This is a genomic window from Gordonia phosphorivorans, assembly GCF_042432625.1.
Taxonomy (GTDB): Bacteria; Actinomycetota; Actinomycetes; order Mycobacteriales; family Mycobacteriaceae; genus Gordonia; species Gordonia phosphorivorans.
Window position 1 is genome coordinate 74,555 of sequence record NZ_JBHLWV010000028.1, and the last position, 15,894, is coordinate 90,448.

Annotated in this window: 17 protein-coding genes; 5 read left to right on the forward strand and 12 right to left on the reverse strand. The window is 71.0% G+C overall.

Annotation, left to right across the window (positions count from 1 at the left end; genetic code table 11):
• Nucleotides 1-55: 55 nt before the first annotated feature.
• From ACFFJD_RS15840 to mshA, 7 genes are all read right to left on the reverse strand, one after another.
• Nucleotides 56-745 carry a response regulator gene (locus ACFFJD_RS15840; protein WP_382365890.1) on the reverse strand — a complete coding sequence of 230 codons (690 nt, stop codon included), beginning with the start codon at nt 743-745 and terminating at the stop codon, nt 56-58.
• Entirely contained in the window at nt 742-1,917 is a 1,176-nt protein-coding gene (locus tag ACFFJD_RS15845; RefSeq protein WP_382365892.1) for a sensor histidine kinase, read from the reverse strand. The genes ACFFJD_RS15840 and ACFFJD_RS15845 overlap by 4 nt, the downstream gene beginning before the upstream one ends.
• A gap of 74 nt (nt 1,918-1,991) precedes the next feature.
• Entirely contained in the window at nt 1,992-2,321 is a 330-nt protein-coding gene (locus ACFFJD_RS15850) for a GNAT family N-acetyltransferase (protein ID WP_382365894.1), read from the reverse strand.
• A gap of 39 nt (nt 2,322-2,360) precedes the next feature.
• Nucleotides 2,361-3,125 (reverse strand): phosphoglyceromutase, encoded by a 765-nt coding sequence (locus ACFFJD_RS15855; protein ID WP_382365896.1) that lies wholly within the window; start codon nt 3,123-3,125, stop codon nt 2,361-2,363.
• Between the two features lie 76 nt (nt 3,126-3,201).
• Nucleotides 3,202-4,806, reverse strand: a complete 1,605-nt coding sequence (locus ACFFJD_RS15860; RefSeq protein WP_382365898.1) for an AMP-binding protein — start codon at nt 4,804-4,806, stop codon at nt 3,202-3,204.
• Nucleotides 4,803-5,351 (reverse strand): type III secretion system chaperone family protein, encoded by a 549-nt coding sequence (locus ACFFJD_RS15865; protein WP_382365900.1) that lies wholly within the window; start codon nt 5,349-5,351, stop codon nt 4,803-4,805. Before ACFFJD_RS15865 ends, ACFFJD_RS15860 begins: the two co-directional genes overlap by 4 nt.
• The gene (gene mshA, locus ACFFJD_RS15870; RefSeq protein ID WP_382365902.1) at nt 5,348-6,673 is read right to left on the reverse strand and encodes a D-inositol-3-phosphate glycosyltransferase; all 1,326 of its coding nucleotides are present in this window, start codon (nt 6,671-6,673) and stop codon (nt 5,348-5,350) included. Before mshA ends, ACFFJD_RS15865 begins: the two co-directional genes overlap by 4 nt.
• Nucleotides 6,674-6,816: 143 nt before the next feature.
• Here mshA and ACFFJD_RS15875 point away from each other — a divergent pair, with 143 nt between their 5' ends.
• Genes ACFFJD_RS15875 through ACFFJD_RS15885 form a run of 3 tightly spaced genes read left to right on the forward strand, consistent with a single transcriptional unit; the run spans nt 6,817 to nt 9,397 of the window.
• The gene (locus ACFFJD_RS15875) at nt 6,817-7,761 is read left to right on the forward strand and encodes a metal ABC transporter solute-binding protein, Zn/Mn family (RefSeq protein ID WP_382365904.1); all 945 of its coding nucleotides are present in this window, start codon (nt 6,817-6,819) and stop codon (nt 7,759-7,761) included.
• Entirely contained in the window at nt 7,758-8,573 is an 816-nt protein-coding gene (locus ACFFJD_RS15880; RefSeq protein WP_382365906.1) for a metal ABC transporter ATP-binding protein, read from the forward strand. Before ACFFJD_RS15875 ends, ACFFJD_RS15880 begins: the two co-directional genes overlap by 4 nt.
• On the forward strand, nt 8,570-9,397 hold the full coding sequence (locus ACFFJD_RS15885; protein WP_382365908.1) for a metal ABC transporter permease: 828 nt from the start codon (nt 8,570-8,572) through the stop codon (nt 9,395-9,397). Before ACFFJD_RS15880 ends, ACFFJD_RS15885 begins: the two co-directional genes overlap by 4 nt.
• Here ACFFJD_RS15885 and ACFFJD_RS15890 read toward each other — a convergent pair.
• The 3 genes from ACFFJD_RS15890 to ACFFJD_RS15900 are packed head-to-tail and all read right to left on the reverse strand — an operon-like array spanning nt 9,394 to nt 11,953.
• On the reverse strand, nt 9,394-9,879 hold the full coding sequence (locus ACFFJD_RS15890; RefSeq protein WP_382365910.1) for a DUF2599 domain-containing protein: 486 nt from the start codon (nt 9,877-9,879) through the stop codon (nt 9,394-9,396). The genes ACFFJD_RS15885 and ACFFJD_RS15890 overlap by 4 nt on opposite strands.
• Before the next feature lie 29 nt (nt 9,880-9,908).
• On the reverse strand, nt 9,909-10,400 hold the full coding sequence (locus tag ACFFJD_RS15895; protein ID WP_382365912.1) for a DUF2599 domain-containing protein: 492 nt from the start codon (nt 10,398-10,400) through the stop codon (nt 9,909-9,911).
• Nucleotides 10,379-11,953, reverse strand: a complete 1,575-nt coding sequence (locus ACFFJD_RS15900) for a carboxylesterase/lipase family protein (protein WP_382365914.1) — start codon at nt 11,951-11,953, stop codon at nt 10,379-10,381. The genes ACFFJD_RS15895 and ACFFJD_RS15900 overlap by 22 nt, the downstream gene beginning before the upstream one ends.
• A gap of 59 nt (nt 11,954-12,012) precedes the next feature.
• On the opposite strand from ACFFJD_RS15900, the gene ACFFJD_RS15905 reads away from it, so the two are divergent.
• Nucleotides 12,013-12,765: a 5-oxoprolinase subunit PxpA gene (locus tag ACFFJD_RS15905; protein WP_382365916.1), complete on the forward strand. Its 753-nt coding sequence runs from the start codon at nt 12,013-12,015 to the stop codon at nt 12,763-12,765.
• Nucleotides 12,766-12,784: 19 nt separating this feature from the next.
• Nucleotides 12,785-13,552 carry an EamA family transporter RarD gene (rarD, locus tag ACFFJD_RS15910; RefSeq protein WP_446685296.1) on the forward strand — a complete coding sequence of 256 codons (768 nt, stop codon included), beginning with the start codon at nt 12,785-12,787 and terminating at the stop codon, nt 13,550-13,552.
• On the opposite strand, the gene rlmB is transcribed toward rarD, so the two are convergent.
• Together rlmB and cysS are read right to left on the reverse strand one after the other, a co-directional pair.
• Nucleotides 13,524-14,486, reverse strand: coding sequence for a 23S rRNA (guanosine(2251)-2'-O)-methyltransferase RlmB (gene rlmB, locus ACFFJD_RS15915; RefSeq protein WP_382365918.1), 963 nt, complete (start codon nt 14,484-14,486; stop codon nt 13,524-13,526). The two genes, rarD and rlmB, sit on opposite strands and share 29 nt — an antisense overlap.
• Nucleotides 14,487-15,884 carry a cysteine--tRNA ligase gene (gene cysS, locus ACFFJD_RS15920; protein WP_382365920.1) on the reverse strand — a complete coding sequence of 466 codons (1,398 nt, stop codon included), beginning with the start codon at nt 15,882-15,884 and terminating at the stop codon, nt 14,487-14,489. It lies immediately after the preceding gene.
• Nucleotides 15,885-15,894 lie beyond the last annotated feature (10 nt).

A 15,894-nucleotide genomic window follows, 5' to 3' on the forward strand; every position in this document is an offset into this window, starting at 1 on the left:
GGCCGCGCTGTCGGAAGATTCCGACAGCGCGAACCGGAGACGACAGCGCGGACGCTCAGGGCTCGAACTTGTACCCGAGGCCGCGCAGGGTGATCAGGTGGCGCGGCTGCGACGGGTCCGGCTCGATCTTGGAGCGCAGGCGCTTGACGTGCACGTCCAGGGTCTTGGTGTCGCCGACGTAGTCCGCGCCCCACACCCGGTCGATCAGCTGGCTGCGGGTGAGCACCCGGCCGGCGTTGCGCAGCAGGTATTCGAGCAGGTCGAACTCCTTGAGCGGCAGGGTCACCTCGGCGCCGGCCGCGGTGACGGTGTGCCGCTGCACGTCCATCCGGACCGGCCCCACCTCGAGCACGCCGATGGCGGTGTCGTCGTCGTCGGCCACCACCCCGCCGCGCCGCAGCACCGCGCGGATGCGCGCGATCAGTTCGCGGGCCGAGTACGGCTTGGTGATGTAGTCGTCGGCGCCCAGTTCAAGGCCGACCACCTTGTCGATCTCGTTGTCGCGCGCGGTCACCATGATCACCGGGGTCGACGACTTGGCGCGGATCAGCTTGCAGATCTCGGTGCCGGACATGCCGGGCAGCATGAGGTCGAGCAGGACGATGTCGGGGCTGAGTCGATCGAAGGCGGCGACCGCCTCGGCGCCGTCGTTGATGATGCTGGCCTCGAAGCCTTCCTTGCGGAGCAGGAAAGCCAGGGGATCGGCGAGAGATTCTTCATCTTCGACGATGAGTACGTGCGTCAAGGCGTGCGTTCCTCTACTTCGGGGGAATGTTCGATGGGGATGTACAGGGTGAAAGTCGACCCGGTGCCGGGCTTGCTCCACAGTCCGATGTGCCCGCCGTGGCTGGCGGCCACGTGTTTGACGATGGCCAGGCCCAGGCCGGTGCCTCCGGTGGCCCGCGAGCGGGCCTTGTCGACGCGGAAGAAGCGTTCGAAGACGCGCTGCTGGTCGGCCGGGGCGATGCCGATGCCGCGGTCGGTGACGGCGATGGCGACCATCTCCTCGCCGTCGACCTCCACCAGCCGCCGACTCACCGACACCACGTCGCCGGGCACCGAATGGTTCACGGCGTTGACGATCAGGTTGTTCAGGGCGGTGAGCAGCAGGGTGCGGTCGCCGGGCACGGTGTACCCGGTGTCGTCGTCGCTGACCAGCTCGATCTGGGAGACCTCCGCGCCGACGGCGGCCGAGCCGAGCGCGTCGTCGATCAGCGAGTCCACCGGCACGGTGGCGAACTCCTCGATGCGGCCCTCCTGCAGGCGGGACAGGCCGATCAGTTCGTTGATCAGGTTGCTCATCCGGTTGGCCTCGCGCAGCACGCGATGCCCGAAGTGCTCCACGGCCTGCGGGTCGTCGCGCGACTCCAGCATGGCCTCGGCCATCAGGCTGATCGCGCCGAGCGGAGTCTTCAGCTCGTGCGAGACGTTGGCGGCGAAGTCGCGGCGGGTGGCCTCCACCCGCAGGTTGGTCGAGTCGTCGTCGCCGTAGACGAGCGCGAAGCGGGACGAGCCGTCCTCGACCAGGCGCACCATGCACCGCACGTTCTCGATGGTGCGCGGCATGGTGCGGCCGGTGGACACGAAGCCCATGGTGGAGATGGGCGGCACGAATTCGAAGTGTCGATCGACGCCGGTGCTGAAGACCTCGCTGACCACCTCGGCCACCGGGTCGGCGAGCACGTCGCGCAGCAGACCCAGTTCGATGGCGCGCTGATTGAACAGGACGACGCCGTGATCGGCGTCGACCACGGCGATCCCCGACTCGGAGTACGCGACGAGAATGTTCAGCAGGCCCGCGCGGGAGACCGGACCGCCGGTCCCGAAGGACGCGGCGCCGTCGACGAACGCGGGTCCGACGATCCCGGGAGCGACCTGCTCGCTGGACGCACTGAAGCTACCGGTGGACTCGGACACACCGAGCAGTCTACGGACCGGTCATCCAGGTGGCGAGCCAGGACGACGCGGTTCGATAGCAGTTCACGAAGGGTTCACGCCGACGTCGACGTGACCACCACATCGCCGTACTCGGGGTTCTTCTCCAGGTAGCGCACCACGTACGAGCACACCGGAATCACCTTGTTGCCGTTGGTGCGCACATCCACGAGCACCTGGCGGACCAGCTCGGCGGCGTAGCCGCGGCCACCGAACCGGTCGTAGACGACAGTGTGCGTCAAGGCCAGGTGATCGCCGTCGGCGTGCCCGGCGTCGAGCGTGTAATCGATGAAGCCCACTTCGACGGGCGAACCGTCCTCATCGATCGTGGCGGAGTAGCGCTCCCGCTCGGCCAAGTGCTTAACCGTGATTGCCCCGTCAGTCATACATCCAATGTAGCTGAGGCCACACGGTTACGCAGGGAACTACTTTCCGCCCTGGGCGGCGACCGCGGCGACGCCTGCGGCGGCGGCCTCGGGGTCCAGGTAGCGACCGCTGGGGGCCAGCGGATCACCGCTCGGGTTCACCGCGCGCAGCTCGTCGTCCACCTCGTAGACCAGCGGATTTCCGGTGGGAATGTTCAGCTGGGCGATGTCCTCGTCGGAGATGCCGTCGAGGTACTTGACCAGTGCGCGCAGCGAGTTGCCGTGCGCGGCCACCAGGACGGTCTTGCCCGCCTTGAGGTCGGCGCCGATGGCCTCGGCGTAGTACGGCATCAGCCGGGTGACGACGTCCTGCAGGCACTCGGTCAGCGGCACCTCGATGCCGGCGTACCGCGGATCGCCCACCTGGCTGTACTCGGCGTCGGGCTCGATGGCCGGCGGCGGGGTGTCGTAGCTGCGGCGCCACAGCATGAACTGCTCGTCGCCGTACTTGTCCTTGGTCTCGGCCTTGTTCAGACCCTGCAGCGCGCCGTAGTGACGCTCGTTCAGGCGCCAGTCGCGGACCACCGGAATCCACACGCGGTCGGCGGTGTCCAGGGCCAGCTGCGCGGTGATGATCGCGCGGCGCATCAGCGAGGTGTACAGCACGTCGGGCAGCAGCTCGTTCTCCCGGAGCAGCTCACCGGCGCGCTTGGCTTCGGCGCGGCCCTTGTCGGTGAGGTTCACGTCCTGCCATCCCGTGAACTGGTTGGAGGCGTTCCATTCGCTCTCGCCGTGACGCATCAGAATCAGCTTGCCGTTGCTCATGGCCTAATTCTGGCATAGTGCCCGGACGCCCGAGCCGGTGACCTGCGATGTTCACCCGCTCGGACGTCCCGGCGGGTTACTTGCGCAGGTCCTTGCGCAGGATCTTGCCCGAGCTCGACTTCGGGATGGCGGCGATGAACTCCACCTGCCGCACCTTCTTGTACGGCGCCACGCGCTCGGCGGTGAAGGCGATCACCTCGTCGGCGGTCAGCTCGGCGCCCTCGGCCACCACGATGAAGGCCTTGGGCACTTCCTCGCCGTCCTCGTCGTGCGCGCCGACGACGGCCACGTCGGCCACCTTCGGGTTGGTCAGCAGCAGCGCCTCCAGCTCGGCCGGCGGCACCTGGTAGCCCTTGTACTTGATGAGCTCCTTGAGCCGGTCGACGATGGTGACGCAGCCGTCGGCGTCGACGGTGGCCATGTCACCGGTCTTGAGCCAGCCGTCGGCGTCGATGGTGTCGGCGGTGGCCTGCGCGTTGTTCAGGTAGCCCACCATCACGTTGGGGCCGCGCACCCACAGCTCGCCCGGCGTCGAGACGCCCTCGGCGGGCATGTCGATGTCCTCGCCGGTCCCCGGATCCACGAGCCGGTTCTCGGTGTTGGGCACCGCCCAGCCGACCGAAGCCAGCGGCGCCACCTTGCCGACGGAGGAGCGGCCGCCGTCGAACGGGATGAGGTGGCTGACCGGGGACAGCTCGCTCATGCCGAAGCCCTGCGCCATGTTCAGGTCCAGGCGCGCGGCCACGGCGTTGCCCAGCTCCGCGTCCAGCGGGGCGGCGCCGGAGAGCATGGTGTGGATCGACGACAGGTCGTAGTTGTCCACGACGGGGTGCTTGGCCAGGGCGACGGCCACCGGCGGCGCGATGAACGCGTAGGTCACCTTGTGCTGCTGGACGCCCTCGAGGAACTCGATCATGTCGAAGCGCGGCATCACCAGCAGCGAGGCGCGGGCCTTGAGCGCGGCGTTGAGCAGCACGGTCATGCCGTAGATGTGGAAGAACGGCAGCACGGCCAGGACCACGTCGTCGGGGGTCATGCCGTTGATGGGCTCGATCTGCGCCACGTTGGCCACCAGGTTGCGATGGCTCAGCATCACGCCCTTCGGGTTGCCGGTGGTGCCGGAGCTGTACGGCAGCACCGCGATGTGGGTGGCCGGATCGAACTCGACGTCGGGCGCGGCCAGCCCGGCGCCCAGCAGGTCGGCGGCGTTGGGATGACCGGACGCGGCCTGGCCCTCACCGTCGAGGATGATGATGTCGGCGTCGGCCAGACCCACCTCGCGCGCGGCCTCCAGGGCCTGCGGCGCCATCATCGAGATGGTCACGATCATCGACGCCTCGGAGTCGACGAGCTGCTTGCGGATCTCGTTAGCGGTGAACAGCGCGTTGAGCGTGGTGGCGGTGGCGCCGGAGCGCAGGATGCCGTGGAAGACGGTGGCGAAGGCCGGGATGTTGGGCGAGAGCACCGCGACCACGTCGCCGACGCCCTTGCCGCGGGCCGCGAACGCGCCCGCGGCGGCGTTGATCTGGCCGACGAGCTGCCGGTAGGTGGTGGTGGCGCCGGTCTTGGAGTCGATCAGCGCGGTGCGGTCCAGGTCGCCCTCGGCGATGGAGCCGAACAGGAAGTCGTAGACGCTGAGGTTCGGGATCTCGACGTCGGGGTACGGATTGCGGAAGCTCATGAAAGTCCTTCGGTCGTGGGGTCGAGCGGGGAGATGTCCGGCAGCTTGTCGGGGTCGATGAGGTGGGCGAAGGCCTGCAGGTTGGCCAGCGATTCGCCGCGAGCGGTGCGCCAGGCCCATTCGCGGTGGATGGAGGTGAGGAAACCGATCTCCAGCAGCTTGTTGAAGTCGCCGTCGGCCGCGGCGAGCACCTGGCCGAGCACCCGGTCCACCTCGTCGGCGGTGATGGCCTCCGGCGAGAGCCGTCCCACCAGGTAGATGTCGCCGACGTTGTCGAGGGTGTAGGCCACCCCGTACAGCCGCCGGTTGCGGGTCAGCAGGTAGCGGTAGACGGCTTCGTGGTTCTCGTCGGCGCGACGGCAGACGAAGGCCTCGACGCGGATCCCGTGCACCCCGGCGGTCAGCAGCACGGTGGTCTTGAGCTTGCGCTCGCCCGCCAGTTCCACGATCACGTGTTCGGTGCCCGCGGTCTCGCCGGCCTTGCGCGCGTAGTCGATGCCGGATTCGGTCAGGACCGCTTCCAGCGCGGCCAGGTTGTCGATCATCCCGCCATCCTCGGTCGATTCTTGAGCAGGCCGCGTGTGCGACGACCCAGTACCCCGCGCCGGATCGGGCCGGCGGGGAAGTTCCCCATCGCGGCGCCGTACGAGGCCAGCAGCGCGTCGGTGGTGTGTTCCCAGGAGTACCCCTGGGCGTGGGTGACGGCCGCGGCGCCGTAGCGCTGCAGCCGCGCCGGGTCGGCGAGCAGGTCGGCCAGTTCGGCGGTCCAGGTCGCGATGTCGTGCCCGTCCACCAGGCGGCCGGTCACGCCGTCGCGCACGGCCACGCCGAGCCCGCCCACGTCGGCGGCGATCACCGGGATCCCGCACGCCTGCGCCTCCACGGCCACCAGCCCGAAGCTCTCCGAGAAGCTGGGTACGGCCACCAGGTCGGAGGCGCGGTAGACCTGCGCGAGGGTCGCGGCCGGCTGCGGCGGCAGGAAGGTGACGCGGTCGGCCACGCCCATGGCGTCGGCCAGTTCGGCCAGCGCGGCCGGGTGTTCGAGGCCGGTGCCGGAGGGCCCGCCGACGATGAGCAGCCGCAGGGTGCCGGTGGCGTCGGCGCGGAGCAGCGGCGCCATGGCGGCCAGCAGCACGTCGGGGGCCTTCAGCGGTTGCAGGCGACCGACGAAGGTCACCACCGTGTCCCCGGGGTCCAGGCCCAGTTCGGCGCGCGCGGCGGCCCGCGAGCCGGGCGAGTAGGCGTCCAGGTCCGCGCCCGGCGGCACCACGTCGATCTTGGCCGGGCTCGCCCCGTACAGGTCCACCAGTTCGGCGGCCTCGGTGCGGGTGTTGGCCACCAGCCGATCGGCCTCGGCCACCACCTGCTGCTCCCCGATCAGCCGCCCCATCGGTTCGGCGGTGTCGCCCCCGGCCAGCGAGGCGTTCTTCACCGCCGCCAGCGTGTGCGCGGTGTGCACCAGCGGCACCCGCCAGCGGTCCCGCGCCAGCCAGCCGACCTGCCCGGACAGCCAGTAGTGGGAGTGGATCACGTCGTAGTAGCCGGGCGACTGGGCCGCCTCCACGCGCAGCACGTTGGCGCTGAACGCGCAGAGCTGACCGGGCAGGTCGCGCTTGTCCAGACCGTCGAACGGCCCGGCCTCGATGTGCCGGACCAGGACCCCGGGGGCGGCCTCGACCACCGGCCGGTCGGCCGACGAGGTGGCGCGGGTGAAGATCTCCACCTCGACGCCGCGGCGGGCCAGGCGCTGCGCGGTCTGCCACACGTAGACGTTCATGCCGCCGGCGTCTCCGGTGCCCGGCTGCGCCAGCGGCGACGTGTGCACAGAAATCACCGCTAGCCGTCGCGGTCTGGCTCCACCGGTCATGGGTCCAGCCTAATCACTGGCCGCGGACGCGTCGGCAACGCCCGCAGCGGCGCTGGAATTCATGCACGTTCGTGTATTAGTTTCCAGCCGCCGCCGCCCGTAAACTCCTTTCGGTAACCATTGTCATTAACGGAAGGTGCGCCATGCGCCGCGTCCTCGCGACCGTCCTGATCGCCCTGCTCGGCGTCGTCGTCGCCGCCTGCTCGGGCGAGAAGACCCCGCGCACCACCGACCGTCCCGTCGTGGTCGCCTCCACCGACGTGTGGGCGTCCGTGGCCCGCGCCGTCGGCGGCGAGCACGCCGAGATCACCGCGCTGTTCAACTCCCCCGGCGCCGATCCGCACGAGTTCGAGCCGTCGATGGCCGACACCGCGAAGATCGAAGACGCCGACGTGCTGGTGTTCAACGGCGGCCACTACGACGCCTACGTGGAGACCGCGGCCGCCTCGTCGGCGGCCCTCAAGGTGGACGCCACCGCCCTGGCGACCGGGGAGACCGGCGACGAGCACGCCGACCACGACCACGATCACGCCGCCGACGACCACGCCGGCCACGATCACGCGATCAATGAGCACGTCTTCTACGACCTGCCGCTGGTGGGCCGGGTCGCCGACGCCACCGCCGACGCGCTGGCCACCATCGCGCCCATGCACGCGCAGTACTACCGCGACCGCGCCGCCGCCTTCAACGACGGCATCGCCGGCCTCACCGCCCGCCTCGCCGCCATCAAGGCCCGGCACGACGGCGCCGAGGTCGCGGCCACCGAACCGCTGTCCACCTACCTGCTGGAGGCCGCCGGTCTGGTCGACGTGGCCCCTCCCGCGTTCACCGCGGCGGTGGAGAACGGGCAGTCGCCGTCGGCCGCCGACGTGGCCGCCTTCGGCGATCTGATCTCCGGGCGCCGCATCGCCGCCCTCGTCTACAACACGCAGGCCGTGGACCCGGCGACGCGCACGGTGCTGGAGCAGGCGCGCGCCGCGTCGATCCCGGTGGTCGACATGACCGAGTCCCTGCCCGCGGGCGTGACCGACTATCTGAGCTGGCAGTCGACGCAGATCGACCGGCTCGAGGAAGCACTCGACCGGTGAGCGAGCATTCGGCCCAGCACCGCCCCCACGTCGTCGACTTCACCGACGCCACCCTCGCCCTGGGCGAGCGCACCCTGTGGCAGGAACTGACCCTGTCGGTGCACGCCGGCGAGTTCATCGCCGTGCTGGGCCCCAACGGTTCGGGCAAGACCACCCTGCTGCGCGCGATCCTGGGCCAGGTGCCGCTCACCTCGGGGTCTCTGACCCTGCACGGGCGCCTCGGCTACGTCCCGCAGCAGCACGCCGACGACTCCGACAGCATGGCCCTGCGCGGACGCGATCTGGTGGGTTTCGGGGTCGACGGCGCCAGCTGGGGCATCGGCTGGCGCGGACGCCGCCGCCGCGTCCGACGCGTGGACGCCGCGATCGCCGAGGTGGGTGCCACGGCGTACGCCGACGCCCCGCTGGGGCTGCTCTCCGGCGGTGAACAGCAGCGGCTGCGGATCGCGCAGGCGCTCACCAACGACCCCGGCATCCTGCTGTGCGACGAGCCGCTGTCGAGCCTGGACCTGCACAATCAGCGGCTGGTGGTGGACCTGCTCAACGCCCGCCGCCGCAGCCGGGACACCGCGATCCTGTTCGTGACCCACGAGATCAATCCGGTGCTGCCCTACGTGGACCGGGTGCTGTACCTGGTGGACGGCCGGTTCCGGATCGGCACCGTGGCCGAGGTGATGAACTCCGCGACCCTGTCGGAGCTGTACGGCAGCCACGTCGAGGTGGCCGAGGTGGCCGGACGACTGGTGGTGATCGGTGGCGACGGCGACGGCGACCACCACCATCACTGCGACGAGCAGGGGATCGACCTGTGAGCAGCTTCTTCGACTTCGCCCAGACCGCCGACCTGCTCTCGCGCACCTTCGTGCAGCAGTCGCTGCTGGCGCTGGCCCTGCTCGGCCTGATCGGCGGCCTGCTCGGGCCGATGATCGTGGCCCGGCAGATGAGTTTCGCGGTGCACGGTGCGGCCGAGCTGTCGTTCACCGGCGCCGCCGCGGCCCTGCTGCTGGGTTTCAGCGTGAACCTGGGCGGCGTGATCGGCGCCGTGATCGCTGCGGCCGTCTTCGGTTTCCTCGGCAACCGGGCCCGCGAGCGGGACTCGGTGATCGGCGTCGTGATGGCCTTCGGCCTGGGTCTGGGCGTGCTGTTCCTGCACCTGTACGGGCGCGCCGGCACCGGTTTCGCGCTGCTCACCGGCCAGGTGGTCAGCGTCGGCAGCTCCGGCCTGCTGGCGGTGGCGATCACCGCGGCCGTGGTGGTGGCCGTCCTCGCGGTGATCTACCGCCCGCTGCTGTTCGCCAGCCTCGACCCGCGGGTGGCCACCGCCTCCGGCGTGCCCATGCGCACGCTGTCGGTGGTCTTCGCGATCCTCGTCGGCCTGGCCGCGGCGCAGGGGGTGCAGATCATCGGCGCGCTGCTGGTGATGGCGCTGCTGATCACCCCGGCCGCCTCGGCCGCCCGACTGACCGCCTCCCCCACCAAGCAGGTGGCGCTGTCGGTGCTGTTCGCGATGATCGCCGCGGTGGGCGGCCTGATCCTGTCGCTGGCCCCGGAACTGCCGGTGTCGGTGCTGGTCACCACCATCTCGTTCGTGATCTACCTGATCTGCCGCGTGGTCGGCATGCGCGCCCGCGACTAGTCGACGAACGGCGGGTTGCAGGCGCTGGCGACCATGTCGATCGGGCCCACCACGGCGCGGCCGGGCTCCAGATTCCAGCTGGGCTTGCCCGGTTCCACGAGGCGCACGAACACCCAATGGCAGTCGAACTGGGCGCGCATCCCCGGTGTCGCGGCGTTCGCGGCGAGCGCGAGGACCTCGCGCCAGGCCTTGCCGGGCAGACCGAAGCCGGTGGCGCGCCGCCCCGCGGCCGTCGGATAGATCTGCAGGCTCGGGCCGCTCGGCAGGTTCACCCACTGCACGCGGTCGATGTACGGTCCCGGCGCGGTGGCCGGCCACGGCATCCCGGGAAAGGTCAGGTCCGACGAGCCGCTGGACCCGGCCAGATAGGCGTCGAGCTCGGCCCGCAGCGGGGCCGGCGCGGCCTCGGCGGTCGGCGTCCCGACGGCGCCGGCGGCGAGGAGGCCGGCGGCGACGAGTCCGATCGCAAGTTGTTTCCGCACGTGCACCCCTGTCGTCGTTGCACCTGCCACTATTCCTCGGCGAAGCCCGGATTACAGCGAGTTGCCACCATCTGCTCGTCGGACACCACCGGCCGGTCCGGTTCCAGGTTCCAGCTCGGTTTGTTCGGTTCCACCAGCCGCGCGAACCGCCAGTGGCAGTCGAACTGGGCGCGCATCCCGGGGGTCTCGGCGTCCGGGCGCAGCGCGAGCACCTCGCGCCAGGCGATGTCGGCGGCGCTGGCCACGCTGACGCGCCGCCCGGCCTCGGTGGGCACCACCTGCAGACTCGGTCCCACCTCGGTCGACACCCACGACGCGCTCGCCACATACGGCGGCGGCACCACCGCCACCGACGAGTTGACAGCCGACGAAGTGACCGGCGACGAAGCGGCCGACGACGCCACCGATGAACTCGTCGGGACCACGGAAGGCACCGTCTCTTCCGGCCCACCGCACCCAGCCAGCGCCAACGCCAGCCCCAGCGCGGCCAGGGGCACCGCTAGTGCAGCGCGTCGTTCCACGACTGCTTCAGCGCCAGGTGCACGCGCTGCCAGGCGGCTCGACGCGGCCCGTCCGGGTCGTGCTCCACGCGCACCGGGTCGTCGATCACCAGGACGCTGCGCCGCTCGGTGTCGTACTCGGGCCAGTGCCCGGCCGGTTCCCCGGTCCGGGCGAACCACGTCCACAGCGACTGCATGGTGGAGGTGATCCGGCGCGTCGACCGCCAGCTGCCCAGCGCGGCCAGGCCGGCGCCGATCGGGTGGCGGTAGATCCCGAAGATCGCGAACAGTTCGGTGGCGTGCGTGGCCCCGATACCGGTGGCCTTGAGCGCGCGCACCGAGTAGTCGAAGCGGTACACGTAGGTCTTGGAATGTTCGGAGTGGTGCTGGGCGAAGATCGTCGTCGGCACCCAGAACACGGCGTCAGCGGCCAGGCGGACCTCGTCGCGGGTGCCCGGATACAGGCGGGCCAGCTCCTGGCGCACCTCGGGGTCGTGCACGCCCACCAGCATGTGCGTCGGCTCGGGCAGGATCGACCAGAACCGGGCGAACAGTTCGCCCTCGTCCAGGTTGCTGCCGACGATCAGCGGCACCCGCAGCGTCTTGCCCGCGATCGCGGTGTCCACCGGACCCAGCGGCAGGTAGTCGCCGTCGACGACCGGCGCAAACGGCATCGGGTCCGACAGCTGCGCGTGCCGGGTGAAGCCGAGCAGCCGGTTGCCCGCGCGCAACAGTTCGTACGGGTCGGCCTCGTCGACGACGCGCGCCACCGTCTCCGCGTCCAGGCGCGGCTCGGTGCGTTCGGGGCCGGAGCGCCGCTCCGGGTCCATCACCTGGCGGACGAACTCGTCGGTGAAGATCTCCGCGTTCTCACGCTGCACCACCAGGTCGGCGGCCGGGCTCTGCGAGATGGCGCGGGAGAACAGGCCCTCGGCCGCCGGGGTGGACAGCAGGGTCAGCACGGCCGCGCCGCCGGCGCTCTCCCCGAACACGGTGACCCGTTCCGGGTCGCCGCCGAACGCGGCGATGTTGCGCTGCACCCATTCGAGCGCGGCCACCATGTCGCGCAGCCCGCAGTTGGTGTCGAACGGACGCTCCGGCGTGGAGTAGTCGCTCAGGTCCAGGAAGCCGAACGGACCGAACCGGTAGTTCACCGTCACCACGATCACGTCGCGGGCCCGGGCCAGGAAGGCGCCGTCGTAGATGGGGGTGGCCGAGCCGCCCAGGATGTACGCGCCGCCGTAGTTGAACACCATCACCGGACGCGAGGTGGCCGAGACGGTGTCCGGGGCGAACACGTTGAGCGTGAGGCAGTCCTCGCTGCGCGGCTGGTAGGAGCCGTCGGCGCGCGCGGTGAACAGCTTGTCCTGGATCGGCGAGTTGCCGTACTCGTGGCACTCGAGCACGTCGTCCCACGGCTGCACCGGCTGCGGGGCGCGGAATCGCAGCGGACCCACCGGCGGCGCGGCGTACGGAATGCCCAGCCAGGCCGTGGTGCCGTGGCGGCTGCGGCGCCCCCGGACACCGTCGATCTTGCCTTCGGCTGTTGCGACAAGCGTCTGGATCTGTGCCATGACTGAGTAGCCTAACGCCGCCCGCCGGGCGCGTCGTTCGCGGACCTACCATGGAAGCCATGACCCTCCCCGCGCAGCCGCCCGAGGTCGACGTGAACGCCGACCTCGGCGAGGGGGTCGGCGACGACGCCGCAATGGTGGCCCTGGTCTCCAGCGCCAACGTCGCATGCGGTTTCCACGCCGGCACCCCGATCGAGTTGCGCCGCACCTGCGAGCTGGCGGTGGCCTCCGACGTGCGGATCGGGGCGCAGGTGTCGTACCCGGACTGGGACGGTTTCGGGCGGCGCTTCATGGAGATCGACTCCGACCAGCTGATCGCCGACGTGCTGTTCCAGATCGGGGCGCTCACCGCAATCGCCCGGTCGGTGGGCGGCACCGTGGACTACGTGAAGCCGCACGGCGCGCTGTACAACGCGATCGTCGGGCACCGGCAGCAGGCGCTGGCCGTGGTGACCGCGGTGGCCGAGGCCGGGCTGCCGCTGATGAGCCTGCCCGGTTCGGTGGCGCTGGAGTTGGCCCGCGAGGCCGGGTTGCCGGTGTTCACCGAGGCCTTCGCCGACCGCGCCTACACCCCGGAGGGCACGCTTGTGCCGCGCACCGAGCCGGGCGCGGTCCTCACCGATACCGCCGCGGTGGCGGCCCGCGTGGTGGATCTGGCCGCCACCGGCCGGATCACCGCGATCGACGGCACCGCGATCGACGTGCACGCCGACTCCATCTGTCTGCACGGGGACACCCCGGGCGCCGTGGCGCACGCCCGGGCCGCGCGGGCGGCGCTGGCCGACGCGGGAGTGCTGGTCCGGGCCCGATGATCCGGCGGCGCTGTGCCTGCTGATCCTCGGTGTCGGCCGCGACTGGTCGTGGCTGCCGCCGCTGCTGCGCCGCCGCACCCTGATGCTGGGCGTCACCGCGGCCGCGCTGCTGATCGGCATCAACTGGGTGGTGTACGTGGCGGCGGTGACCTCCGGGCACACCAGCGACGCCGCGCTCGGCTACTTCCTCAACCCGCTGGCCACGGTGGCCCTGGGCGTGGTGGTGCTGCGCGAACAGCTGCGGCCGCTGCAGTGGCTGGCGGTGGGCATCGGCGCGGTGGCCGCGGTGTATCTGGCGGTGGCCGGCGGCGCGTTCCCGCTCACCGCGCTGGTGCTGGCGACGTCGTTCTCGCTGTACGGGCTGGTGAAGAACCGCGTCGGCGCCACCCTGCCCGCGCTGCACGGCCTCACGCTGGAGACGCTGATCCTGCTGCCGGTGGCCGCGCTGATCCTGGTGATCATCGCGGTCGGTCCGGGCCTGTCCTTCGGCACCGAGGGGCCGGTGCACACCGGGCTGCTGATCTTCAGCGGTGTCGCCACCGCGGTCCCGCTGCTGCTGTTCGCCGCCGCGGCCCGCCGGATTCCGCTGACCACGGTGGGCCTCATCCAGTTCGTGACGCCGATGATTCAGCTGGTGTGCGCCGTCACCCTGCTCGGCGAGGACATCTCCGGCGCGCGGTGGATCGGCTTCGGCATCGTGTGGCTGGCGCTGCTGGTGCTCAGCGTCGACGCCGCCGTGAAGATCAAGACCGCGCGGATCAGACCCCGGCGATCCGACGCTGCCTAGCGAACTCGGCGAGCACCACTCCGGCGGCCACCGAGGCGTTCAGGCTCTCCACGTCGCCGGCCATCGGCACCGACAGCACCGAGTCGCAGGTGTCGCGGACCAGGCGGGACAGGCCCTTGCCCTCGGAGCCGACCACCACGACCACCGGGCCGGTGCCGTCGTACTCGTCCAGGGTCACGTCGCCGCCGGCGTCCAGGCCGACGATCTGGCAGCCGGCCTTGGCCCAGTCCACCAGGGTGCGGGTGAGGTTGGGGGCCTGCGCGACGGGCAGCCGTGCGGCCGCACCGGCGCTGGTGCGCCAGGCCACCGCGGTGACGCTGGCGCTGCGGCGCTGCGGGATCAGCACGCCGTGGCCGCCGAACGCGGCGACGCTACGGATCACGGCGCCCAGGTTGCGCGGGTCGGTGATGTTGTCCAGGGCCACCAGCAGCGGCGGGTGCGGCGCGGCGAGGGCGTCGGCCAGCAGGTCGTCGGCGTGGGTGTAGCGGTACTCGGGCACCTGCAGCGCCAGGCCCTGGTGCAGGCCGTTGACGGTGAGCCGGTCCAGCTCGGGCTTGCCGGCCTCCAGGATCGCGATGCCCATGTCACCGGCCAGTGCGATGGCCTCGCGGACGCGGTCGTCGGCGGTGATGGTGCTCATCACGTACAGCGCGGTGGCCGGGATCCCGGCGCGCAGGCATTCCACCACCGGGTTGCGGCCCACCACGTATTCGGGGCCGTCGTCCTTGCGGCGCGGACCGCTGCGCTGACCGGCCACCGACTTGGTGGCGGCCTTCGCCTTCTTGTGGGCCGCGTGATACGTCCGGTCGACGGCCTTCGGGGTGGCGCCCCGGGCCTCCAGGCCGCGGCGGCGGTTACCGCCGGAGCCGACGACCTGGCCCTTCTTGCTGCCGTCCTTGCGGACCGCACCCTTGCGCTTGGAGTTGCCAGCCATCTAGGAGTCCTTCTGTTCCAGCGCCCATTGCGCGCCGTCGGGGGTATCGGTCACGGTCACGCCCGCGGCGGCGAGTCGGTCGCGCACCTCGTCGGCGACGGCCCAGTCCTTCGCGGCGCGCGCGGCGGCACGACGCTCCAGTTCGGCGCCGATGAGCACGTCGAGCGCGGCGGTGGCCGCCTCGTCGTCGACGCCCGCGGTGTTCCAGTGCGGGTCGAGCGGGTCGGTGCCCAGGACGGCCATCATGGCCCGCACCCGGCCGGCGATCACGCGCGACCGGTCGCCGTCGCCGGCTTCCAGCGCGGTGTTGCCTTCCCGGACGGCGTTGTGCACGGCCGCGAGGGCCGCGGGCACGCCCAGGTCGTCGTTCATGGCGGCGGCGAAGTCGTCGGTCACGTCGCCGAGCTCCACGTCGCCCGCCCGCTCGAGCACGCGATGCACGAACGACTCCACGCGCCGGTATCCGGCGGCGGCCTCGTGGAGCGCGCCGTCGGAGTACTCCAGCATGGAGCGGTAGTGGGCGCTGCCCAGGTAGTAGCGCAGCTCCACCGGACGCACCTTCTTGAGCATCTCCGGGATGGCGACCACGTTGCCCAGCGACTTGCTCATCTTCTCGCCGCTCATGGTGACCCAGCCGTTGTGCAGCCAGTACTGGGCGAAGCCGTCCCCGGCGCCGTGGCTCTGGGCGATCTCGTTCTCGTGGTGCGGGAAGATCAAATCCATTCCGCCGCAATGGATGTCGAACTCGCTGCCGAGCAGGCTGGTGGCCATCGCCGAGCACTCCAGGTGCCAGCCGGGGCGCCCGTCGCCCCACGGGGTGGGCCACGACGGCTCGCCGGGCTTGGCGCTCTTCCACAGGGTGAAGTCGCGCGGATCGCGTTTGCCGGTGCCCGCGCTCTCGCCCTGGTGGACGTCGTCGAGCCTATGCCCGGACAGGCTGCCGTACTCGGGGAGGCTGCGCACGTCGAAGTAGACGTTGCCGTCGGCCTCATAGGCGTGGCCGCGTTCGATGAGGCGCTGCATGTACTGCACCATCTGCGTCACGAAGCCGGTGGCCCGCGGTTCGGCCGACGGCGGCAGCACGCCGAGCGCGTCGTAGGCGGAGGTGAAGGCCCGCTCGTGGGTGGCGGCCCACTCCCACCACGGACGCTCGTGGTCGGCGGCCTTCTGCAGGATCTTGTCGTCGATGTCGGTCACGTTGCGCACGAACAGCACGTCCAGTCCCCCGGCGGCGAGCCAGCGTCGGAGCACGTCGAAGGCGATGCCCGAGCGCACGTGGCCGATGTGCGGCACCCCCTGCACGGTGGCACCACACAGGTACACGGTGGCGGTACCGGGGCGCAGTGGGACGAAGTCGCGGATTTCACGAGCCGCGGAGTCGTACAGGCGGAGAGTCACGACCTGCGAT